Raw genomic sequence first — 21,550 nt, 5'->3', positions numbered from 1 at the left:
GGATGAGGGTCAGTTGAGTTCCGGCGAATCCTTGGCCGGAGCCTCTTCGTCGTCCTCGGGCAGGTGGACGTCGGTGACGTCGATGTTGACCTCGACGACCTGGAGTCCGGTGCCCTGTTCGACGGCGCGCACGACGTTGCGGCGGATCGCCTCGGCGACGTCGACGATGGAGGTGCCGTATTCGACGACGATGGTGAGGTCGATGGCGGTCTGCTTCTCACCCTTCTCCACGGACACTCCGCCCGAGACGTTGGTCTGCGAGCCGGGGATGCGGTCGGTGAGGGTGTCGAAGGCGCGGCGTGCGGCATTGCCCATTCCATAGACGCCGGGGACCTCGCGGGCGGCGATTCCGGTGAGCTTGGCGACGACGTTCTCGGCGATGGTGGTGGTGCCCATCTCGGTGACGAGCGGGCTGCGCACGTCATCGTTCTGGGTGGTCTGGGCCTTCTGGTTCGAATCGGACTGCTTGGGTTCCGGCATCGTTCTTCCTTTTCGTTGGAGGTGCATGCGGTTCGCAAGTCCTTCGTCTGAAGGATGCTTACACAGGTACAGACGCAGCCTGATGAGAATCCTCACGCGGTGTTCGCAGAAATTTTTCGCCGAGGCGGAATTTTCGCCGAGGAGGCCGGCCGGTTCCGCGGAACCGTGGCCTACGATGGGGATATGACAAGGGGAGATGATCGTTTTGACATCGTCACCCTGGTCGTGCGCGCTCGCGAGGGCGATATCGCCTCGTTCGAGGCCCTCGTCGACGAATACGAGCGGAAGCTGCTGCGTTTCGCCTGGCGTGCGCTCGGGGATCGACAGGATGCCGAGGACGTCGTTCAGGACACGCTCGTCAAGGCCTGGAGATCGCTCGACGCCTTGGCCGAACCCGCTGCCTTCGGCACGTGGATCTACCGGATGGCCTCGAACCGCTGCACGGATGTGCTGCGTCGACGCACCTCCCGGCCCTCCGAAGCCTCGGATCCGGAGGACCTTGGCCATCACGTCGACGGTGCCGCCTCGGTCGAACGGTCCGTCGAGGCACGCACGGCGCTTGAGCATTTCTCCGAGATTCTGCAGACTCTGTCCTCGGAGCAGCGTGTAACGTGGGTGCTCCACCAGATGGAAGGTCTCAGCTACGCCGAGGTCGCCGAGACCTTGGGAATCAGCGAAGGCAGTGTGCGCGGACGCATCCACCGCGCCCGAACCGCCATCGCCGAGGGCATGGAAGGATGGGTATGAGCGACGAGTCCGTCAACGCCACGGACGCTCACCTCCGCGGCATCATCGACGAATACATGGGGGCCTTCGAACCCGACCCCGCGGAATCCGTCGGTCTGCGCGAACGCATCCTGCAGATCGTGCGCGAGGACGCGGTCCTGGCGCCGGCCACGAAGCTGACGACCGAGCGCGGCAACCCTTTCCGGATGGCGACGGCAGAGGTGCGCGGAATCATCCGCGAGGCCGTCGACTCCGTGCCCGGGATCCGCGCCCGCAGCGTGAATCTGACCCCCGCGGGCGAGCCGGAGGGCAGCGCCGTCGAAGTTTCGCTGACCGTGACGATGAGCGCGGGGACGGCCTTCGTCTCCGCCGCCGAGGATGTCCGCCGCAGCGTCGCCGGTGCCCTGATCGCGCAGGTGGGGATCCCCGCAATGCGAGTCGACGTCACCGTCGAGGACGTCTTCGTCGATGAGGAGGCCGCCGATGACTGAGAAGCCGAGGGTTCAGAAGGCGAGAGTTGAAAAGCCGAGGTTTGAAAGCGGGACCTCACGCGGATTCGACGAGGCGGCGGTCTCGGCCCGCCTGACCGAATCCGTCACCGGAGTCGACGGCGTCACCGGCCTGGCCCCGGGGCTGCGCGACATGATCGCCAACGCGGCCGCTCGAGTGATGCGCCGAACCGGATCCGAACCGCTGCGCGTCGAGGTCTGGCGCACTGGCGAGGATCTCGGCGTCCGGATCGATGCGCATCTCGATGACAGTCGGCCCGTGACCGAGATCGTCGACGAGCTCTTCGCCGTCATCGCCGTCGACCTGCAGGCGGCGGTCGACGGGCCCATCGGGGAGATCGACATCGACGTGCACATCGTCAGCCGCAGCCGCTGAGGTCGTGCGGCGGGCGGCACCCAAGACGCGAACGGCACAGAAAAAGGTGGATAGCCCAGTTTCAAACTTGGGCTGTCCACCTTTTTCTGGGCTGTTGCCGACGCTGCCGTCTGCGGCTGTGTTTGGCCGCAACGGGGTGCCGCCGGGCAGTGGCTCTCTAGATGGCTGCAGTCCCTCAGTCGGCCTTGCTCTTCGAGCGTCCGGTGATGAGGCCCCAGATGATGAGCACGATCAGCGAGCCGCCGATCGCGCACAGCCAGGACGACAGTGAGAAGAACTTATCCATCTGGGCGCCGAAGATCATGCCGCCGAGCCAGCCGCCCAGCATGGCTCCGATGACGCCGAGGATGAGCGTGGCGAAGAAGCCGCCGCCCTGTTTGCCGGGCAGGATCGCCTTAGCGATGGCTCCGGCGATGAGTCCGAGGATGAGGTATGCGATGAAACCCATGTTGCTCACGTCCCTTCTGAGACAGTTGACCGGCCGGGTTGCACGGTGCTGTTGCCACTGTACAACCGAAACGCAGGGTAAGTGCCAAGTCTTGTTGATCCTTTATGACATCTATACAGACGCAGAGCCAGCCGGATCCTCACGCCCGGTGTCAGCAGGCCGCGGCAGAAGGGCGGCTGGGCTCTGAGGCGGGAGGCCTGCGTGAGGTCTTCCGGACGCTGAAAGGGAGTGCGCCCGGTCACTGAGACGGGGCTGAACGGCCGTGGTCCGACCGCCCAGTAGACTGGAGTTCATGACCGACAGCGCTGACACTCGCCGACAACTGCTCGACCTCATCGACGAACTCGCCGTGGTGCGCGGCAGGGTGACCCTCTCCTCCGGCAAGGAGGCCGACTATTACCTCGATCTGCGTCGGGTCACCCTCGATCACCGTTCGGCACCGCTGGTCGGCGATGTCGTCCTCGACCTCCTCGAGGCTCATGATCTGCTCGACAAGGTCGATGCCGTCGGTGGCCTGACGATGGGCGCCGACCCGGTCGGCACCGCCGTCATGCACCGGTCGGTGGTGCGCGGCACCCCGCTCGATTCCTTCGTCGTGCGCAAAGAGGCGAAGAAGCACGGAATGTCCCGTCGCGTCGAAGGCCCCGACGTCGCCGGCAAGCGCGTCGTCGCCGTCGAGGATACGTCGACCACGGGCGGTTCCGTGCTCACCGCCGTCGAAGCGCTCAAGGAAGCCGGCGCCGAGGTGGTCGCCGTGGCCGTGGTCATGGACCGCGACACCGGCGCCAAGGAACGGGTCGAAGCCACGGGAATTCCGTACCTGACCGCGCTGACGACCGCGGATCTCGGACTCGACTGAGTCCCGCCTCGGCGAGGTGGGCCTGCGAGGTGCCGCCTCGGCGAACTCGGCTCACCGATCACGACCTGGGACTCGACTGGCAATTCTGTCGAAATCGAGGACGTGGTTTGAAACAAGTCTCTTATTTCAACACGATAGATGAGACACTCCCCAAGAACTGTTTGATGTAAAGGATGACGCGTGCTCACACTGAAAGAGGTTTCCCTGCGCAAAGGGAAGCGGACATATCTGGACGAGGTGAGTTTCACCGCCGAGGCGGGCCGGATCACCGCAATCGTGGGAACCCGCTCGGCGGGCCGCACCGAATTGGTGCGCATCATCATGGGCCTCATCGCCGCTGATGAGGGCACCATCGAACTCGAGGACTTCGAACTCGACTTCGGCGACCGGCAGAATTTCGGCTATCTGCCCGCCGAGCGCGGCGGATACCCGAACATGCGCGTGCTCGACCAGATCGTCTACCTCGCCCGCCTGCACGGGATCACCCTGGGTGCGGCCGAACGGAATGCGCTGACCCTACTCGGCCATCTCGAGCTCGCCGACCGCGGCTACGCACCGCTGAAGAACCTCTCCGGCGCCGAGATCGCCCGCGTCGACATCGCCGCGACCCTGGCCGCGGACCCGGACGTCGTCGTCATCGACGACGCCTTCGCCGGCCTCGACGCCGCCTCGCTGCGCCTGGTCACGTCCCTGCTGCGGGCCCATGCATCCTCGGGAGTGCCTGTCATCCTGGCCACCGACGACTGGGAGGCCGCACAGACGTTCGCCGATGATGTCATCATTCTGAACCAGGGCAAGGTGACCGCCTCGGGCAGCGTCGAGAAGCTGCTCGGTGACCAGCACTACCGCGTCGAGACGACGGACACCGAGGCGGCCGCCTCGGCGCTGAAATCCCGAACGGGAATCAGCGATGTGAAGACCGTCGGACGCGAGGGCGTGAGCTTCCGCGCGAATGATGCGAAGTCAGCCGCCGCTGCTGTGGCTGAGCTGAAGAATGTGAAGAACTTCGAAAGTGTCCGCCCGACACTGGCCGAGCAGTACAAGGAGGCTCTGTAATGGCGCGCAAAGACAATGGTGCGAATGACGAGTCCCCGGAACCGCTCGTGTCCAAGGGCACGGCCGGCGAAGGCATCGACGACCTCGGTGTGCCTGTCGATGACGATGTGATCGAAGACGCGGCCGCCGCCGAGGAGGTCGACTCGGACGACGAGGCGACCGCCGCCTGTGCGACCACGGGATCGGCCGCCTCGGCGAAGAAGGGCACCGAGGCGAAGGATCCAGCCGCGAAGGCCTCCGACGCGAAGGAAGCGGACGAGTCCGGCGCCACCGCCGGCCTCGACGACGTTCCCTTCGAACTCGCCGAGGACACCCCCGACCCCGACGAACTGCCGGAGACCGGACTGGTCTCGGAGTTCGTCGATGTCGGCAACCGCCAGGCCGCGTGGCTCGTGTCGAATCGTGAGTCCACCACGGCCATGCGCAGCCCCTACTTCCTGGTCACGGCCGCCGTGATCATCCTCGGCGTGCTGGCCGCGATCATCTCCGGAATCGTCGCCGACGTGCAGAAGGACTCGGGCACCCCGACCATGGCGATGGTCGGAGTCGGCGAGCAGGCGGCGATGTATGAGCAGCAGCTGGGTGTGAAGATCACCGACGCCAAGGACGCCCCCGCCGCCGAGAAGCTCGTGCGTGAGGGCAAGGTCGACGCCGCATTCATCCAGGACCCGAGCGGTCAGGGACAGCCGACGATCATCGCCCTCGACAAGCAGCCCGATGCCCTGCTCGAGAAGCTCGCACCGAAGACCGAGGCGACGCTGCTCGAGACCCCGGCCGTCGACGGTGCCGTGGCCACCCCGCTGCTGTGGGGCATGGTCGCGCTGTCGCTGCTCGTCGTCGCCACACTGGGCACTGCGCTGTACCAGAACCTGCGCCTGGAGAAGCGAAACCGGATCACCGAGATCATCGCAGCCACGATTCCGCCGCGCGCCTCGGCGTCGGGTCGAGTGACGGGCATGCTGACCCTCGTCGTCGTCCACCTCGTTGCGGCCGCCGTCATCACCGAGCTCGGACTCTCGCTGTCGGGCAAGACGTCCCTGGCATTCGCCATGCTGCCGGGCCTGGGCTGGTTCGCGCTGGCCCTGCTGCTCACCGCCTGGTCGGTGTTCGCCCTGCTCGTCTGGGCGTCGACCGTCGTCGGCTCCAAGGCGCGCGCCACCTTCCTCACGATCATCGGCGTCATCACCGTGGCGGGCTTCTTCGCTCCGGTCATCATCGGACCCTCGGGCACCGTTGCGAAGGTGCTGTCGTGGACGCCGTTCACATCGCCGCTGGGCATCGCCGGTCGTTCCTTCGCCGGTCAGGCCGAGTGGTGGGAGGGCCTCGTCGCCGCCGGCATCGCCCTGGTCCTCGCTGTCATCCTCCATGCTCTGGCCTCGGGTGCGTACGTGCGCTCGGTGCTGTCCGGTGGCGGACGCGGCGGCAAGACCGTGAAGATGAGCAAGCGCGCGCAGAAGGTCGGTGCCGCCACCTCGGCGAAGGGCACCGCGAAGTCGGACTCGAGCGCTGACGACGCGGATGATGCCGATTCGGACGACACGGACGACGTGGACGCGGACAAGGACGCGAAGGCGGCGGCCGCCTCGGCGAAGGAATCCGGCACGAAGAAGTCGGACGTGAAGTCCGGCGGAGAAGACGAAGAGGACGCGAAGTCGGCGGATGATTCCCGCGACGACAAGTGACCGAAAGCGCTGAACCGCAGGTGGGGGTCGGTCCGTGGATCGGCCCCTGGCCTGTGGGTGAGCACTTCGATCCGGAGCTGCTGGCTGAGGGTGATCGGCGCAATGTGGTCGATCAGTATCGGTACTGGAAGCACGATGCGATCGTGGCCGACCTCGATGACTCGCGGCACGATTTCCACGTCGGAGTCGAGAACTGGCAGCACGACCTCAACATCGGTTCGGTCGTGCGCACCGCCAACGCCTTCAACGCCGCAGCCGTGCACATCGTCGGCAAACGCCGCTGGAACCGGCGTGGAGCGATGGTCACCGACAAGTACCAGCACGTCATCCACCATCCGAGCGTGGACGACCTCCTCAGCTGGTGCGCCGAGAACGACGTGCCCCTGCTGGGCATCGACAACTTTCCGGACTCCGTGCCGCTGGAGACCTACGACCTGCCCAAGCGCTGCCTGCTGCTGTTCGGTCAGGAAGGACCGGGACTGAGCGAGGAAGCGCACCAGGCGAGCCGGGACGTGCTCTCGATCGCGCAGTACGGTTCGACACGGTCGATGAACGCCGCAGCCGCCGCCGCGATCACCATGCACTCCTGGATCCGCCGCCACGTGTACGACCAACCCGTGAACTGAGTTCGCTGCCGGCAGCGCAGGCCTCGCAGCGGAGGACTTGGTCTCCCTGAGGAAATCCCGTCCTCCTCGTCCACAAGGCCGTGGTCTCGCCGAGGAGGCCCTGTCTTCCTTGCGCAGGTGCGGTTGACGGCATTGTTGGGTCGATCCACGGTGTTATCCGCGCTCAGATCACTGTGGATCGCCCCAACAATCCAACTCTGTTGGAGTGCGGTGGACCGAGTCGCCGCCACGGAGGTTTCCGACCGGCATACAGAGACGAAGAAGCGCCGAGGCGGCACGACGATGATCGTGCCGCCTCGGCGCTTCCGTGCTGCCGGGATCCGGCCGCCTCGGTGGGCGTTGATAGGCTCCGACGACGCAGCGCCGCACGCTCGGGGTCGAACGTGCGGCGCTGAAGTTCCGCTGTCTCAGCTGAGGTCGGCGGCGTGCGGTTCGATGAGTCCGCCGAGTTCGGCGAGCTCCGCGGTCAGCGAATCCGAGTCGTCGAACGTGCGGGTCATGACCGTCAGGCGCTTGGCGTAGTGACCGATAGGGTACTCCATGGTCATGCCGATGCCGCCGTGCATCTGGATCGACTCCTGGCTGATGTTGCGAGCAGCCCGGTCGACGATGATCTTCGCGGCGATGACGTCGCGGTGACGGTCCTTCTCAGCCCCGGGGACCTCGGAGGTCACGGCCAGGCGAGAGTACAGAGCCATGCTGCGCGCGTACTCGAGTTCGGCGTAGAGGTCGGCGGCGCGGTGCTGCAGAGCCTGGTTCGCACCGATCGGTGCACCGAACTGCTCGCGGGTCTTCAGGTACTCGGCAGTCATCGTCAGCGAGGCTTCGAGCGCACCGACGGCCTCAGCCATGATTGCGGCGTTGCCCAGGTCGAGGACTTCGGACAGCACGGCGTTGGCATCGGCGGCGTCGAGGCGCTGGGCGGCGACACCCTCGAGCTTGAGGTTCGCGCTGCCCAGACCATCGGCCTGGCGCTGAGCCACACGGCTCAGACCCTCGGCATCGGCGGCGACGAGGTAGAGACCCAGTTCGCCGTTCTGCGTGGCGGTGACGACGAAGTGGTCGGCCACGTCTCCGCCGAGCACGTTGTTCTTCTCACCGGTGAGGGTGAAGCTGCCGTCTGCACCGGAGACCTGAGTCTGCGGAGCGTCGATCGCGTAGCGCAGTCCGGGTTCGAGTGCTGCGAGAGCGAGGAAGGTCTGGCCCTCTGCCACACCGGGCAGGATGGCCTGTTTCTGCTCCTCGCTGCCGCCGAGTAGAACGGCATTGGCACCGAGGACTGCGGTAGCCAGAAACGGTTCGAGGACGAGTGAGCGACCGAACGCCTCGGCGACCACGGCCACCTCGTTGAAGGTCATGTCCGCGCCGCCGTAGGACTCGGGAATCGCAAGTCCGAGCAGACCCATCTCGGCGAAGGCCTGCCACTTCTCGCGGGAGATGCCCTCGTCGCTGCGAAGGATCTCTTCGCGCTTGGCGATGTCGTACTCGCTGCGCAGGTACTTGTTCAGTGTGCTGGCGAGTTCTTGCTGAATGTCGTTGAGTTCAAGATCCATTGTTGTCCTTCTTGGGAGATCGAGTGAGCGTCGGTATCTCAGAGACCGAGCAGTGCCTTCGAGATGATTCCGCGCTGCACCTCGGACGAACCGCCGTAGATGGTGACCTTGCGGGTGTTGAAGTAGCCGGGAAGGGCGTCGACAGCGCCGTTGGGCAGGTCGGACAGACCCTGGCCCTGCACGCGGTCGGAGACGAAGTCGAGACCCTGCGGGCCGAGCACGTCGACGAGGAGCTCGGAGATGTCCTCCTGCAGCTGGGAGCCCTTGAGCTTGAGCACCGAGGAGCGTGGATCCGGCTTGTCGGACCCGGCGGCCTGGGTCGAGAGGATCCGCAGCTGGGTCATCTCGAGCGAGGTGAGTTCGGCTTCGATCTTCGTCAGACGAGCGGAGAACAGGGGGTCATCCAGCAGAGTGCCGCGAGCGGTCTTCGTCACGGCGGCGTAGGCCTTGGCGCGGGCGAGGTTGACCTTCGAACCGCCGATGCGGGCGATTCCGGTGCGCTCGTTGCCGAGCAGGAACTTCGCGTAGGTCCAGCCCTTGTTCTCTTCGCCGACGAGGTTTTCGACGGGGACCTCGACATTGTCGAAGAAGACTTCATTGACCTCGTGGCCGCCGTCGATGAGCTGGATCGGACGGACGGTGACGCCGGGGGTCTTCATGTCGATGAGCAGGAAGGAGATGCCTGCCTGCTTCTTCACGTCAGGGTCGGTGCGCACGAGGTTGAAGATCCAGTCGCCGTACTGGCCCAGGGTCGTCCAGGTCTTCTGGCCGTTGACGATGTACTTGTCGCCCTGGCGCACCGCGGTGGTCTTGAGCGAGGCGAGGTCCGAGCCGGCGTTGGGTTCGGAGAATCCCTGCGACCACCAGATGTCGATGTTCGCGGTGGCGGGCAGGAAACGTTCCTTGATCTCCTGCGAGCCGAAGGTGGCGATGACGGGTCCGACCATGGACACGTTGAACGGCAGCGGCTGCGGAACGCAGGCCAGCTGCATCTCTTCGAGCCAGATGTGACGCTGCACGGGGGTCCAGTCCTGGCCGCCCCATTCGACCGGCCAGTTCGGCACGGCGTAGCCGTGCTGGTTGAGGATCCGCTGCGAGGTGACCATGTCTTCCTTGCTCAGCTCCTGGCCGGTGGCGACCTTGAAGCGGAGTTCCTCGGGGATCTCCGTGCGGTAGAACTGACGCATCTGCTGCGCGAACTCGCGCTCCTCAGCATTCAGTAGGGTGTCCATGCGAACTCCTTATAGATCGTTCAGTAACTTTCCTCCAATGGTACGGTTCGGTGTTCGGGCTCACAAGTGGGAGACGACGGAGATCCTCGCCGAGGCGGCCCTCCGGTGGGATCGGATGTTGATGTCACAATCGCCTAACTTTATTTCGGAGATGTATTACTACACCTATCCCAAGTGGTAATACTGATCCAGGAATTCCAATGGTGATTCCGAGACGTGAGCTTCTCCGGATTGAACCCCGCGCCGCTGGGCTCCGCATTCCCCGCTGCAGAAGATCCCCAGGGGTACGGAAAGCTGAGTGACGTGTCAGGCAGGACCACGCATATCCCCCCGGTCGCACCGTCGCGTCGGCTCTTCGGCTATGAGTCCGAGCTCTCGACGGTCGTCGGCGCGATCTCCGGGCAGGGGCATCTGGGCGCTCTCATCATCGGCGCGGCGGGCATCGGGAAGACCGCGCTGGTGAATGCTGCGCTCTCTCGTCTCGACCCCGATCTTGCGGTCACCCGCCTGCGCGGCTCGGAGAACGCGCGTGTCCGGAACCTCGGAATCTTCGAAATCCTGCTGTCGAGGGAGGGCATCGACACAGACCTTCCGCCCGGTCGGGCGCTGTCGGTGATCGGTGATCTGTTCGAGCGCAGAGCTGAGGGCGTTCGCTCTCTGGTCGTCGTCGACAATGCCGATCTCGTGGACGATCATTCCCTCGCAGTGCTGGCCCAGCTGACGGATGCGCGCAGGATCAAACTCGTCATCGCCGCCGAATCGGCGCGTCCGCCGGTCGATCTCATCGCCGGACTGTGGCTGTCCGGAAGCATTGTCAGGATCGATCTGGACGGTATCGACGAGGCGGATGCGGCTGCGATGATCAACAGCATCGGACTCTCGGAGACCGAGACGAGATCGGTCTCGGAGCTGACTGCACTCGCCCACGGCAATCCGCGGCTGCTCGAGAGGCTGCTGTTCGGGCGGAGCCGGACCAGCGGGGTCGAAACCGCGATCGCCCGGGTCGATCAGTCCAGCCGCGAGGTCATCGAAACCGTCGCTCTCATCGAAGCGGTGCCCTATGACGTGCTCGTCGGGTTCACCAGTCCGCAGACGATCGACTGTTTGGCGGAGGACGGTCTGCTCTCGATTTCGAAGGGTCGAGGGGGAACGGTGAGCATGCACGAACCCGTCACGGCTGAGAACGTCCGAGCCATGGTCCCTCCCTCTCGCAGCCTCGAGCTGCTCACCCGATTCGATGCCGGAGCGGATCTTTCGGCACTTCACGGCAGGACGCTCTTCGGCTACGCCGCGTGGTCGATCTCCTTGGGCCGGGTGCCGACTCCCAAACAGGTTCTGGATGCCGCCGGTTGGGCAAACGCGCGGGGCAGATACCGCGAAGCCGCAGAGATCATCCGCACCAGCGGCTATCGCGGTCCCGAACTCGACCTCGAGCACGCCCGCAGCGAATGGGGAGCCGGTAGGCTCCGCCAGGCCCGGGAGATCGTCGACCCGCTTGTCTCCGAGGCGTGTCTGAATCCGGACACCTCAGTACAAGAGTATCTGTCCCGCCTCGCCTCGATGGAACTGAGGCTGATGGACCCAAGGAAGCCCGAGGATCTGCGGCTGGACTGGGTCCGTGACACGCTTTCGCTGCCGATCGACGTCGGTCGGCTCGATGCGACGCGCGCCAGGTTCGACCTCAAAGGAGGTCGTATCGCCGCTGCCTGTGCGCTGGCGGAGAGCGTCTATCTCAACCATGCGAGCTCGGTGCGCCACCGTCTGCGCGCGTGTGCGTTCCTCGGCGTGGCCGAAGTGATGTCCGGGCGGATCGAACTGGGACTGAGTTATATCGCGCAGGCCGGGCTGATGTTCGGACTTCCCGGGCCCGAATCGTTCGAACGGGAAGATGCCATCCCGCAGTTCTTCGTGGCGAATTTCATCGCCGGCAACTGGGCCCAGGCACGAACGGCAATGGATGAACTGACCTCCAGTCGGCGGCTGACCAGGCTGACGAACGCGCTCATCGACCTGCGCACCGGAAACGCGGCGAAAGCCCACTGCATCCTCGGCGAACTCAATCTCGGTGCCGACCCCTGCGACATCGTCGATATCGCTGGAATGGCCAGGTCGGCACTGTCTCTCTCCGCTGTGCTGACAGACCAGCGGACGGAGGTCGTCTCGATCGCTGTCGATGAGGAGGCCGAAGCCAGTCGGCATTCGTGGTGGGCTTCATTCGAAGCCAGACTCTTCGATCTGCAGGCACTGGCGCAGACGTCGCCGGAGCCGGCAACCCCGCAACTCTATGAGCTCGGGGCCTGGGCAGAAGAACACGGTGCGCACACCCTTGCCTGCCTGGCCTGGCTCGAAGCCGGTCGACTCGGGCACGAACAGGCCATCGGTGGATTGTCCGCGTCGGCCGGCAGGGTCGACGGCTCCCTCGGTCGCCTGCTGCGCGCCGTGGCACATGCCTTCAGCACTGACGATCTGCAGGCGCTCATCACCGCGGCCCGTGAGGCGCTGATCTTCGGCGCGGTCGTGCTCTGCGCCCAGCTGTCCGGCGAGGCCCGAAAACGCGCCGTTGCCTCAGGCAATGCTGCCGCCACCAAGGAAGCCCGGATCCTGCTGGGCCGGAGCCGGCGCGTGCTCGACTTCGATGCCGACGGCAAACGGTTCCACGCGAATCTGGGCGAGCTCGAGCACTCGATCATCACGGGCATCGTCGAGGGTCGAACGAGCGCAGAGATCGGAGAAGAGCTGCACCTTTCGGCCCGAACCGTCGAATGGCACCTCGGACGTCTCTACCGCCGAGTGCATGTGGCCAATCGGCAGGAGCTGCGAGAGGTGGTGACGGAATGGCTGAAGAGCTGACCACATCATCGGGCGAGAGCATCCAGGACGGCACGACGATCTTCGGGCGCAAGGGCGAACTCGAACTGATTCGTCAGTCGCTGCGCTGCTCGGAATGCTCCGGCATCCTCATCGAAGGTGAGATCGGCGTCGGCAAGACCCTTCTGGCGAGAACAGCCTTCGAGGACGGAAACGACGGAATCTGGATCCGCGGGGACCGCGTGCACCAGAACACCGAGTTCGGCGTCTTCGGTCTGCTCATCGACCTCGACGGTGACCCGTCCACACTGCTGGGACGAATCGTGTCCCGGCTCACCTCGACTCGAACCTCGCAGGCGGTCTTCGTCGACGATGCCCACCTGCTCGATTCCCGTTCGCAGGAGGTCCTGACCGACTTGGCCAGCGTTGGCTCGATCAGGCTCATCGCGATGTCGCGGTCCAACCCCGAGAGTGGGGTCATGCCGTTCTCGACTCTGGTCGAAGACCGTGTGCTCCAGCATCTCGTCCTCGGTCCTCTGCCGCGTGAGGACTATCGGTCGATGATCGAACACCGCCTCGGTCACATCGTGTCCCAAGCAGTGGTCGACATCGTCGACTTCCATTCGAAGCGCAATCCGGGAAAGCTCATCGAACTCCTCGAATACACCGCACGACGGTCGCGCTTCCTCCTGCGCCGAGGTGTGTGGATCCTCGACGGACATGACACCGACTATGATGCGCGTGCCCGCGACTACGCACGGATCGGTCTCGCCGACCACTCGCCGCAGGAGACGGAGGCCCTCGAGTTGGTCGTCCTCGCGGGGGAGGTGGAGCTGGCGACACTGCTCGAGGCGGGGCTCGGGGAAGCCGCGGATGCCCTCGTGGCCGCCGGTGAACTGAAGATCGACGCGCAGAGACCCCATATCTATGAGGCAGTGGAGAACCACACCTCGGACACGATCAGGTACACGACCCCGACCGGTCGGAGTCGAGAGTGGTTCGACTTCATCGACTCCAGCGGAGATGCACCTGCGGAGTGGTCGCAGGTGGTCAGGGCCGAGTGGGGACTGATCTGCGGAGCGGAAGTCGGCGAGTCGAGGACCATCGACGCCGCACTCATCGCCGCTCGCCTCGGAGACTGGCATCGGGCCATGCGGCTGATCGCGGAGATCCCGACGGAGAAGTTGAGCCCACACGAGCTGCTCTCGGTCGCTCTGCTCTATTGCGGCTGCAATAAGATTCCCCTCGGACTCGACATCTTGGCCCATGCGGTTCGCACCGCATGCTGTGCTCCGCTGGTCGTCGATGCGCTCGTGGTCTGGATGAACCGCTCTTCCGCCTCCATGTCTCCGGCCCTGCGGCTTGCGGACTTCCGCACCGCTCTCAATCGGCTGCACGAGGAAGGTGACGGACACCCCGGAAGGGGAGTGGACGCAGCGTTCGGACTCGAATTCCTCGACCGAGTCGCTGCCGTTGTGGCCGAAGAACGACCGATCACCGTGGACGTCTTCGACGGACTCACGCCCGAGAGCGGGGCCACGGGCAGCTTCCATCTGCTCGACACGATGCTGCACGCGACCGACATGCTCGACTCAGGATGCGCCTTGGAAGCACTCGCACTCCTCGAATCCGCTCAAGCCGATTTCAGCAACGAAAGCACAGGGTCACTTCACCTGACCATGCTGCAGGGGCGCACACTTCTGCAGCTGGGACGAATCGCTGAGGCGAGAGAGCTGATGACGACACTGTCGACGCATGACATTGCGTACCTGTCAGCCCGGTCCGGGCCGATCGACCTGCTGTGGGCGCAGACTCACCTGCTCGAGGGCAATCTGCCGGGGGCGATGAAAGCGCTTCGCGCCGCGATAGAATCGCTCACCTATTGGAACTTGGGCACGCAGCTGGCCATCGCATTGGGGGAGGCCGAATATGCGGTCTCTCGTGTCGGGACCGCTGCTGACGCCGACGAGCTGCACGCCCGCTTCGACGAGCTGCCCGTCACAGCCCTCTACCACGAATATCGTCGAGCCCTCGTTCTGCGAACCACCGCGCGGGCCATACGCACCGGTGAGACCCGGTACGAGCGCGAGCTGCGTCGGATGTTGGACGAAGCCGAAGCCGATGGGGCAGCGGCGATCGTCGTGCTCATCCGCCTGCACCTCTTCCTGCACTTCGACGAGATCGCACCTGAGGCGATGTGTGAAGCGGCCGCGCACGGAACCGGGCGTGAGTTCGTCATCGTCGGCCGCCTCGGCGCTGCACTGCGTGATCATGATCGTGCAGCCTTGACGTCTCTTGCGGAGGAATACGGAGCGTCTATGCCTGACCTGGCGGGTAAGTGCATCGCTCTGGCCGCGCGATTCGGAGCTGGTCAGAGCAACGGACCGGGCAGGCAGAACATAGGACTGACCGCCCGGGAGAAGCAGATCAGCGCGCTCATCGTCGCGGGCCGATCGAATGCGGAGATCGCGCTGGAACTGGGAGTGCGGGTGCGAACGGTCGAGGGCCACACGTACCGGCTGTTCCGCAAGCTCGGTGTCGAACGCAGGGACCAGGTCGCCGAGGCGATGCGGGATGCCGAAGGCCGACTGCGCGCCTGAGCGTGAGCCGAGTATCACCGACTGCGGGATTTCGGGCTCGGGTGAGTACTCACTGCGGTGCTCCGGTGGTGACCTGGTGGTGACTGAGTAGTGACCCGAAGGCTACTCCAGTATCGACCACCTGGTCCGAGACGGCTGCCGGCGAGCAGTATCTGAGTATGGACATCACGCCTCAGTCTCCTCAGTCTCCTCATCGAACCGACCCCCGCGCCGTGCGAACGGCGGCGTCCGTCTCCGGGCCGGAAATCCTTCTCCGAACGAGTTCCCCGGACTCGACGACGGGAGGCGGATCATGCGTCAGGTGATTCGCCGCAAGGAAGTCGGCGAGCTCCGCTCCCTCCTCTCGCGGCACCGTGCCGCAGCCCTCACCGGCGGCTTCGGGTCCGGGCGGCGATCGATCCTGTCGGCACTCGAGTCGGAGTGGGATGGAACGGTGATCAGGGTCGCATCGAGTCCGCTCGATGAGGACACGCCCTGGTCCGGGATAGGCGGTCTGCTCGCCGCAGTCAGCGCATCCGTGAACGGCCCCTCCGATCCGGCGGAGCTCGCCGATGATGAGATCGTGCCGAACATGATGACGGCTCTCCGATCGATTCCAGGAGACGAGGACACACTCATCCTCGTGCCCAATGCCGACGAGATGGACATGGACTCGCAGCGGGTGCTCGGTCAGGCGCTGCGCCGGTTGAAGTCAGGACGTCTGCACATCGTCATCACGGTTCGGTCGATCGACGATGACGGTCCGTTCGCCTCGGTGCCGGAGATCGAACTTGCGGATCTCAGCATCGCCGAGCTCATCGAGCTCGCCCGGGACCTCGCCTTGGCCCGCTTCGGACACACGAGGATCGCCGAGGAGGCAGCCCAGGTCGCCGCCCATGCCGCCGCGGGTCGTCCCTTGGCGGTCAGCCACATCCTCGAGGAGATGGCACCCAGTGAGATGCGCGGGGAGATCGCGCTGTCGATCCCGGTCAGAGTGGGACCGGCCAGCCGGCCGATGATCGCCGACTATGTCGAAGGGCTGACGCCCAATGCCGAAGCGCTGCTCAGATGTCTGTCTCTGTCCCCACTGACACCGCTGCGGCCTCTGGCCAGGAGGCTGCCCGGATTCTGGGAAGCCGTCGACGAACTCGAATCGCGCGGGACGATCGAACGTCGAGGGGCCTTTCTGCGGATACCCCACGGATACGTCCGTGCCATGGTGCAGCAGTCGATGGGGGCGAGCGAGAGACGCCGAACCCACCTCGTCCTGGCCGAAGACTGCGCCGACACGTGGCCGCAGGTCGAAGCCTGGCACGTCTCGTTCATCAACCCGGGTGAGGAGACCGCACAGCAGCTGGCGGCACACGCTCTCGGACTGGTGCGACGCGGACTCACCGCCGGAGGGGCCGAATTCGCCGAGCGGGCCATCCGGGTCTGCAACGATCTCGAGGAGCTGCGCGGTCAGCTGGTCGAGATCGCCGAGACGCTGTCCGATCACGGGCAATTCGCCTTCTCCCGCCGCTATGTGCAGATCGCCTCTCGGTCGAACCGGGCCGCGGTCGTGGTCCGCGCTCGGACTCTCGAAGTCCGCAAAGTCTTCCTCGAGACGCAGACGCTGCCGTCCTCACTGTTCACGTCGTGGAGCAGGGTCGAATCGGAGCAGGCACCCACCGAAGTGGCGCGCCTGCAGCTGACGCTGGCGCTCTGCCATTGTGAACGAGGCGAATTCGCTCGAGCGCAGGAGCTTCTGGCACTTGCCGAAGCCGCCGATGAGAATTTTCGCGACAGCGAGGCACAGCTTGTCCATGCCGTTCGCATCCTGCTTGACGTCAACTGCGGAAAGGACGGGTCGGCGCTCGCCGGATTCGCGAGCCTGCAGGAACACCAGGATGCGATCAGGCCGAGCTTCGGACTCGCCGTCGCCCAGGGACTGGTGCTCACCGAGCATTATGAAGCCGCCTCGGCTGTGCTCGACCACATCGGTGAGACCTGTGCCGCGACTAGGGTCTGGAAGCGGCAGGTGGACTGTGTCCGTGCTGATCTGGAATTGCGCCTCGGCCGAGTCAGCCAGGCCGTCGACGTCATCGACAGGCTCATCGCGGAATCTGAGGCCGACAAGCGCAGAGGGCTCGTCGCCGTCCGGCAGGATCGGATCCTGCTGCTGCACGCCTGGAAGCTGCTGCTGACCGGACGCGCCGGTGAAGCGGGGCACGTCGAGGAACAGGCCGCGGTCCGAGCTTCGGCGACGAACAACCACCGTCTGCTGGCCGAGCTGAATGCGCTCCAGGGCAGATACCTGCTGCGCACCGACTGCGCGGCCGAAGCGATCGGACACCTTCGGCGCTGCGAACAGCTGTCCGCGGACGAGACCAACCCGAACGTGCGTCGTTTCGAGGGCGACCTCATCGAAGCCTTGGTGGGTATCGGCAGAAGAGAGCATGCGACTCTTCTGCTTCAGAAGCTGCGTGACCGCGCGAAGGCATGCCCTTCTCGGTGGACCGATCTGTCCGTCAGCCGGAGTGAAGCGCTTCTGGCCGCCGGGGAGACTGCCACCGACCTGTTCGGGCGAGTGCTGCGGCAGTCCAGCACCTCAGAGTTCGTCTTCGAGAAGGCGGTCACTCATGCGGCGTTCGCCTCTCGCCTGACCGACAACGGTTCCAACCTGAGAGCACGTGAACAGAGACTCGCCGCTGCGGCGCTGTTTCGCGAAGTCGGGGCCGGTCGTCTCGCCGACCATCACCGCACCGGGCAGATCGTCGAAGAGCCGAAGGTGCCGACGATGCCTGAGCTGCCGCGCCTCGGCGAACTCAGCGACGAGGAGCTCAAGGTCGTCGAACTGGTTCGTGCGGGAATGAAGAACCGGGAGATCTCCGAACGGATCTTCGTCTCCCTGCGCACCGTCGAACTCCGCCTCACCGCTGTCTACCGCAAGCTCGACGTCGGGTCTCGCACAGAGCTCGTATCCAGGCTCGCGGGCAACCCGCGTCTCGCCGCGGTCTGAATTCGCGTCCCTGCGGAGCGTGAGCCGCAGACGGTTCGCGCCGTCCGCGGCAGAACGCCCCGCGGAGACCCGCACCGCAGTCGCGGATGACCGCAGTCTCCCCTCCGCAAGCACCAGAACAGAGTCATCGCACTCATAGCGTGAAGTCGACGCATTCCGCAGTTGGAATCGCAGCATCGTCGGCTCTCACCGACGATGCCCGGCCGCCACAGTGACGGGGCCGGGAGAGTCGAACATGGGAGATCACGATGACTGTGTCAGAACATCCGAATCCACTCACCCGGGGGAGGGCTGGCGGTGTGGCTTCGCCACCTTCAGCGACTTCTGGATCGACGTGGCCGGCACGGCTGACAACGCGGGTCTGGAAGGGCAAGGCCAGGTTCCAGCTCGTCCTCGATCCCGTCGCTTGGACGGCTGCCGGCCTGCTCGCCTCGACGGTCATGGGTTCAGGAGTCGTCAGCGGAGTCGAACTCGGTTCCGCGCTTGGGGCGGCAGTGGTTCTGCAAGTGCTCCTCGGCCTGCTCACCGGTCTCTATCGCAGTCGCTATCACTACGGAAGCTTCGCCGAATACGGCGGTATCGCCGTCATCGCCCTGATCGTTGCGTGCGGACTGATGGCCGTCACCTTGGGGGATTCGCCGTTCGTCCTGCTCACTGTCTTCTCCGCAGTCATCTTCATGACCGGCAGCCGTTACCTCATCCGCTGGTCCCACCAGATCGCGACCCGTCCGCTGCGGGGCGAGCGAGTACTCGTCGTCGGCGCCGGCGACGCGGCTGAATCCCTGATCCGCCAGATGCTCTCGAACCCTGACGGTGAATATCTGCCCGTCGGACTCATCGATGATGATCCGCACAAGCGCCATCTGAGTATCCACGGGGTCCGTGTCCGTGGGACGAGTAGGGACATCGCCGAGGCGGCCGGATGGCTGAATGCGGCTGGTGTCATCGTCGCGATCGCTGATTCCGACGCGGAATTCCTGCAGAAATGCCGCGAGTCCCTGGAGCCGACAGGGAAATGGCTGAGGACGATCCCGCCGTTGGCCGAGATGGTCAATCGCAAGGTCGAGATCGGCGATATCCGCGATATCAAGGTCGAAGACCTCATCGGCCGTGCCCCGGTGCACACCGATTTGGCAGAGATCGCCAAGAAGGTGGCCGGCAAAAGGGTCCTCGTCACGGGAGCGGGTGGATCGATCGGCAGCGAACTCTGCCGACAGCTGTTCGCTCTCCATCCGGAGAGCCTCGTCATGCTCGATCGCGATGAGACGGCGCTGCACGGAGTCGAACTCACGCTCTACGGCTCGGCGCTGCTGATGTCGCCGAACACCGTGCTTGCCGACATCCGAGACCGGGCTGCACTTGATCATGTCTTCGCCGAGGCGAAGCCGCAGATCGTCTTCCACGCGGCGGCGCTCAAACATCTGCCGATGCTGCAGCGGTTCCCCGAGGAGGCGTGGAAGACGAATGTCCACGGCACCCTCAACGTCCTCGAAGCAGCACGCGCAGTCGGAGTCGAAACCTTCGTCAACATCTCGACGGACAAGGCCGCCGCACCGACGAGCGAGCTCGGCCGGAGCAAACGGATCGCCGAAAGACTCGTCAGCGGATTCGCAGCGAAGTCGCCAGGCACCTACCTCTCGGTTCGCTTCGGCAATGTTCTGGGCTCCCGCGGATCGGTGCTCCTGTCCTTCCAGGAACAGATCAGACAGGGCGGTCCGATCACGGTCACCGATCCGGAGGTCCGACGCTTCTTCATGACGATCCCGGAGGCATGCCAGCTGGTGCTGCAGGCGGCGACGATCGGCGAGGACGGCTACGTCATGGTTCTCGACATGGGTGAACCCGTGCGCATCGTCGACATCGCCCGGAGTCTGGTTGCGATGTCGAATCAGAACACCGAGATCGTCTATACCGGCCTGCGCGAGGGTGAGAAGCTCGACGAGGAGCTCTTCGGTGACTACGAAGGCACCGTCATCCGCATCCACGACAAGATCAGCCGTGTTGAGGCACCGGTTCTCTCACCCGTCGATCTCCCGGAATTCACGGCTGACCGCGGCATCATCGACACCTTCTGTGACCGCTCCTGTCGCCCTCATCCGGAAGTCGGCCGCCGGGAACCAGTCGGCGGAGCCGCTGACCTGCCGGCGCCGGTCAAGCTGGTGAAGGATGAGGTCAGGCCATGACGATTTCGGATGCAGTGCCGACGAAGCCTCTGATGGCAGCTCCGTCTCAGATCATCCCGGCTGCCAAACGGATTCTGCTGTCGGGACCCGACGTCGGAGATCTCGAAGAAGAATACCTGCTCCGTGCCTTCCGCAGCGGATGGATCGCTCCCATCGGCCCCGACCTCGAAGCCTTTGAGAAGGAACTGGCAGATAAGGCCGGAGTCGCCTATGCGGTCGGACTGTCGTCTGGCACAGCCGCTCTGCATCTTGGTCTGCTGGGTCTCGGAGTGAAACCGGGAGACCGGGTGATCACGTCGACGATGACGTTCGCGGCGACGGCGAATGCCATCACCTACTGCGGGGCCGAACCCGTGTTCGTCGACTGTGTCTACGACGGGAACATGGATCCGATTCAGCTCCATCGGGCACTGAAAGACTCGATCGTGAGTGGAACGAAGCCTGCGGCAATCGTCCCGGTCGATCTGCTGGGTCGGCCTGCGGACTATGATCGGATTCTTCCGATCGCTGCCGAATTCGACGTCCCCGTCCTCGTCGATGCCGCGGAATCGCTGGGATCTCGCTTTCGCGGCCAAGCCTGCGGCAGCCTCGGCGAGGGCGCGGCAGTGTCCTTCAACGGAAACAAGATCATGACCACCTCGGGTGGGGGAGCGCTGCTCACGAATGACGAGCATTTGGCTGAGTACGCCAGGTATCTTTCGACTCAGGCCAGGGAGCCGGTGGCACATTATGAACACAGGGAGATCGGCTTCAACTACCGTCTGAGCAATCTGCTTGCTGCACTTGGGCGGGCGCAGCTGGCTCGACTCGATGGTCTGGTCGAACGACGACGGGAGATCCGCGGACGATATCGCGACTCGATCGTTGCAATGACTGACGGGATCACTCTCTTCGGTGACGACAACGAGCACCATGACAACGCCTGGCTGTCGGCGGTCCTCGTCGATGAGAGTCGTACGGGCTTCACTGCCGGTGAGCTCGGTGCATGGCTGGCCGAGCACGATATCGAGACGCGGCCGCTGTGGAACCCGATGCATCTGCAGCCGGTCTTCGCGGGAACTCAGATGTATGGAGGTGAGGTCTCCGAAGGCATTTTCAGCACGGGTCTGGCATTGCCGAGCGGATCGACGATGAGTGATCACGATGTCGAGCGGGTCATCGCGACCGTCGACGTGTTCCTCGACCGGCGAGCTCGTTGAGCCCCGCGATGAGTGTCGAACTGCCGAGCCAACAGTTCAACGCCCACTTCCTGTGTAGACGGCACAGCGAGAGTGGATATCCGCACTCCCTATGCGGGCCTCCGCAGGGCACGGACCGGAATGGGCCGGGCAGGAAATATCGAAGATAGCGTGAGTTCGAACTCGCCTCCGGGCTTCGAACACTGGGCGGGCAGTGCGGCGTCGTTCTGTGAGCCGCCGCAAGGGAATCGCGC

The 21,550-nt window shown here is 64.8% G+C and carries 16 protein-coding genes and 1 pseudogene; 13 read left to right on the top strand and 4 right to left on the bottom strand.

The window, feature by feature from the left end; all coding sequences use genetic code 11:
* Window positions 1-9: 9 nt before the first annotated feature.
* On the bottom strand, window positions 10-480 hold the full coding sequence (locus HK108_RS10385) for an Asp23/Gls24 family envelope stress response protein (RefSeq protein ID WP_139469056.1): 471 nt from the start codon (window positions 478-480) through the stop codon (window positions 10-12).
* A 99-nt stretch (window positions 481-579) separates the two neighbouring features.
* On the opposite strand from HK108_RS10385, the gene HK108_RS10380 reads away from it, so the two are divergent.
* From HK108_RS10380 to HK108_RS10370, 3 genes are read left to right on the top strand one after another with little or no spacing between them, the layout of a single operon-like run.
* Window positions 580-1,227 (top strand): RNA polymerase sigma factor, encoded by a 648-nt coding sequence (locus tag HK108_RS10380; protein WP_229664068.1) that lies wholly within the window; start codon window positions 580-582, stop codon window positions 1,225-1,227.
* Window positions 1,224-1,697: an Asp23/Gls24 family envelope stress response protein gene (locus HK108_RS10375; protein WP_229664067.1), complete on the top strand. Its 474-nt coding sequence runs from the start codon at window positions 1,224-1,226 to the stop codon at window positions 1,695-1,697. The genes HK108_RS10380 and HK108_RS10375 overlap by 4 nt, the downstream gene beginning before the upstream one ends.
* Window positions 1,690-2,091: a hypothetical protein gene (locus tag HK108_RS10370; RefSeq protein ID WP_139469059.1), complete on the top strand. Its 402-nt coding sequence runs from the start codon at window positions 1,690-1,692 to the stop codon at window positions 2,089-2,091. The genes HK108_RS10375 and HK108_RS10370 overlap by 8 nt, the downstream gene beginning before the upstream one ends.
* 175 nt (window positions 2,092-2,266) lie before the next feature.
* Here HK108_RS10370 and HK108_RS10365 read toward each other — a convergent pair whose 3' ends face one another.
* Window positions 2,267-2,539, bottom strand: coding sequence for a GlsB/YeaQ/YmgE family stress response membrane protein (locus tag HK108_RS10365; protein WP_101547170.1), 273 nt, complete (start codon window positions 2,537-2,539; stop codon window positions 2,267-2,269).
* 292 nt (window positions 2,540-2,831) lie between these two features.
* Between HK108_RS10365 and pyrE the strand changes: the two genes are divergently transcribed.
* The 4 genes from pyrE to HK108_RS10345 all read left to right on the top strand — a co-directional run bounded on the left by pyrE (window position 2,832) and on the right by HK108_RS10345 (window position 6,762).
* Window positions 2,832-3,398, top strand: coding sequence for an orotate phosphoribosyltransferase (gene pyrE / locus HK108_RS10360; protein WP_062862586.1), 567 nt, complete (start codon window positions 2,832-2,834; stop codon window positions 3,396-3,398).
* 180 nt (window positions 3,399-3,578) lie between these two features.
* Complete coding sequence (locus HK108_RS10355; protein ID WP_181271478.1) at window positions 3,579-4,454, top strand: ABC transporter ATP-binding protein; 876 nt, start codon at window positions 3,579-3,581, stop codon at window positions 4,452-4,454.
* Window positions 4,454-6,136, top strand: coding sequence for an ABC transporter permease (locus HK108_RS10350; protein WP_181271477.1), 1,683 nt, complete (start codon window positions 4,454-4,456; stop codon window positions 6,134-6,136). The genes HK108_RS10355 and HK108_RS10350 overlap by 1 nt, the downstream gene beginning before the upstream one ends.
* Window positions 6,133-6,762, top strand: coding sequence for a TrmH family RNA methyltransferase (locus HK108_RS10345; RefSeq protein WP_181271476.1), 630 nt, complete (start codon window positions 6,133-6,135; stop codon window positions 6,760-6,762). Before HK108_RS10350 ends, HK108_RS10345 begins: the two co-directional genes overlap by 4 nt.
* 407 nt (window positions 6,763-7,169) lie before the next feature.
* On the opposite strand, the gene HK108_RS10340 is transcribed toward HK108_RS10345, so the two are convergent.
* Window positions 7,170-8,315, bottom strand: coding sequence for an acyl-CoA dehydrogenase family protein (locus HK108_RS10340; RefSeq protein ID WP_139469063.1), 1,146 nt, complete (start codon window positions 8,313-8,315; stop codon window positions 7,170-7,172).
* Between the two features lie 38 nt (window positions 8,316-8,353).
* A complete protein-coding gene (locus HK108_RS10335) occupies window positions 8,354-9,547 on the bottom strand; it encodes an acyl-CoA dehydrogenase family protein (RefSeq protein WP_181271475.1) in 1,194 nt (397 codons plus the stop codon).
* Window positions 9,548-9,763: 216 nt separating this feature from the next.
* Between HK108_RS10335 and HK108_RS19245 the strand changes: the two are divergent.
* The 6 genes and pseudogenes from HK108_RS19245 to HK108_RS10310 all read left to right on the top strand — a co-directional run.
* Window positions 9,764-10,267, top strand: a pseudogene (locus tag HK108_RS19245) (ATP-binding protein); the annotation flags it as partial.
* Between the two features lie 1,380 nt (window positions 10,268-11,647).
* Complete coding sequence (locus HK108_RS19200) at window positions 11,648-12,397, top strand: helix-turn-helix transcriptional regulator (RefSeq protein WP_258233319.1); 750 nt, start codon at window positions 11,648-11,650, stop codon at window positions 12,395-12,397.
* On the top strand, window positions 12,382-14,955 hold the full coding sequence (locus HK108_RS10325; RefSeq protein WP_181271473.1) for a LuxR C-terminal-related transcriptional regulator: 2,574 nt from the start codon (window positions 12,382-12,384) through the stop codon (window positions 14,953-14,955). Before HK108_RS19200 ends, HK108_RS10325 begins: the two co-directional genes overlap by 16 nt.
* A 292-nt stretch (window positions 14,956-15,247) precedes the next feature.
* The gene (locus HK108_RS10320; protein ID WP_181271472.1) at window positions 15,248-17,935 is read left to right on the top strand and encodes a helix-turn-helix transcriptional regulator; all 2,688 of its coding nucleotides are present in this window, start codon (window positions 15,248-15,250) and stop codon (window positions 17,933-17,935) included.
* A gap of 299 nt (window positions 17,936-18,234) precedes the next feature.
* On the top strand, window positions 18,235-20,118 hold the full coding sequence (locus tag HK108_RS10315) for a nucleoside-diphosphate sugar epimerase/dehydratase (RefSeq protein ID WP_181271471.1): 1,884 nt from the start codon (window positions 18,235-18,237) through the stop codon (window positions 20,116-20,118).
* On the top strand, window positions 20,115-21,317 hold the full coding sequence (locus HK108_RS10310; RefSeq protein WP_229664066.1) for a DegT/DnrJ/EryC1/StrS family aminotransferase: 1,203 nt from the start codon (window positions 20,115-20,117) through the stop codon (window positions 21,315-21,317). The genes HK108_RS10315 and HK108_RS10310 overlap by 4 nt, the downstream gene beginning before the upstream one ends.
* The last annotated feature ends 233 nt before the right edge of the window (window positions 21,318-21,550 follow it).

The organism is Brevibacterium sediminis (assembly GCF_013623905.1).
GTDB lineage: Bacteria > Actinomycetota > Actinomycetes > Actinomycetales > Brevibacteriaceae > Brevibacterium > Brevibacterium sediminis.
This window is presented reverse-complemented; position numbering and strand designations above follow the sequence as displayed.

Bases quoted from the DNA above. Each gene is read 5' to 3' on its own strand.
- HK108_RS10340 (WP_139469063.1), bottom strand. From the start codon at position 8,315: ATGGATCTTGAACTCAACGACATTCAGCAAGAACTCGCCAGCACACTG.
- HK108_RS10310 (WP_229664066.1), top strand. From the start codon at position 20,115: ATGACGATTTCGGATGCAGTGCCGACGAAGCCTCTGATGGCAGCTCCG.
- HK108_RS10370 (WP_139469059.1), top strand. From the start codon at position 1,690: ATGACTGAGAAGCCGAGGGTTCAGAAGGCGAGAGTTGAAAAGCCGAGG.
- HK108_RS10325 (WP_181271473.1), top strand. From the start codon at position 12,382: ATGGCTGAAGAGCTGACCACATCATCGGGCGAGAGCATCCAGGACGGC.
- HK108_RS19200 (WP_258233319.1), top strand. From the start codon at position 11,648: ATGGCCAGGTCGGCACTGTCTCTCTCCGCTGTGCTGACAGACCAGCGG.
- HK108_RS10320 (WP_181271472.1), top strand. From the start codon at position 15,248: ATGCGTCAGGTGATTCGCCGCAAGGAAGTCGGCGAGCTCCGCTCCCTC.
- pyrE (WP_062862586.1), top strand. From the start codon at position 2,832: ATGACCGACAGCGCTGACACTCGCCGACAACTGCTCGACCTCATCGAC.
- HK108_RS10365 (WP_101547170.1), bottom strand. From the start codon at position 2,539: ATGGGTTTCATCGCATACCTCATCCTCGGACTCATCGCCGGAGCCATC.
- HK108_RS10335 (WP_181271475.1), bottom strand. From the start codon at position 9,547: ATGGACACCCTACTGAATGCTGAGGAGCGCGAGTTCGCGCAGCAGATG.
- HK108_RS10350 (WP_181271477.1), top strand. From the start codon at position 4,454: ATGGCGCGCAAAGACAATGGTGCGAATGACGAGTCCCCGGAACCGCTC.
- HK108_RS10385 (WP_139469056.1), bottom strand. From the start codon at position 480: ATGCCGGAACCCAAGCAGTCCGATTCGAACCAGAAGGCCCAGACCACC.
- HK108_RS10375 (WP_229664067.1), top strand. From the start codon at position 1,224: ATGAGCGACGAGTCCGTCAACGCCACGGACGCTCACCTCCGCGGCATC.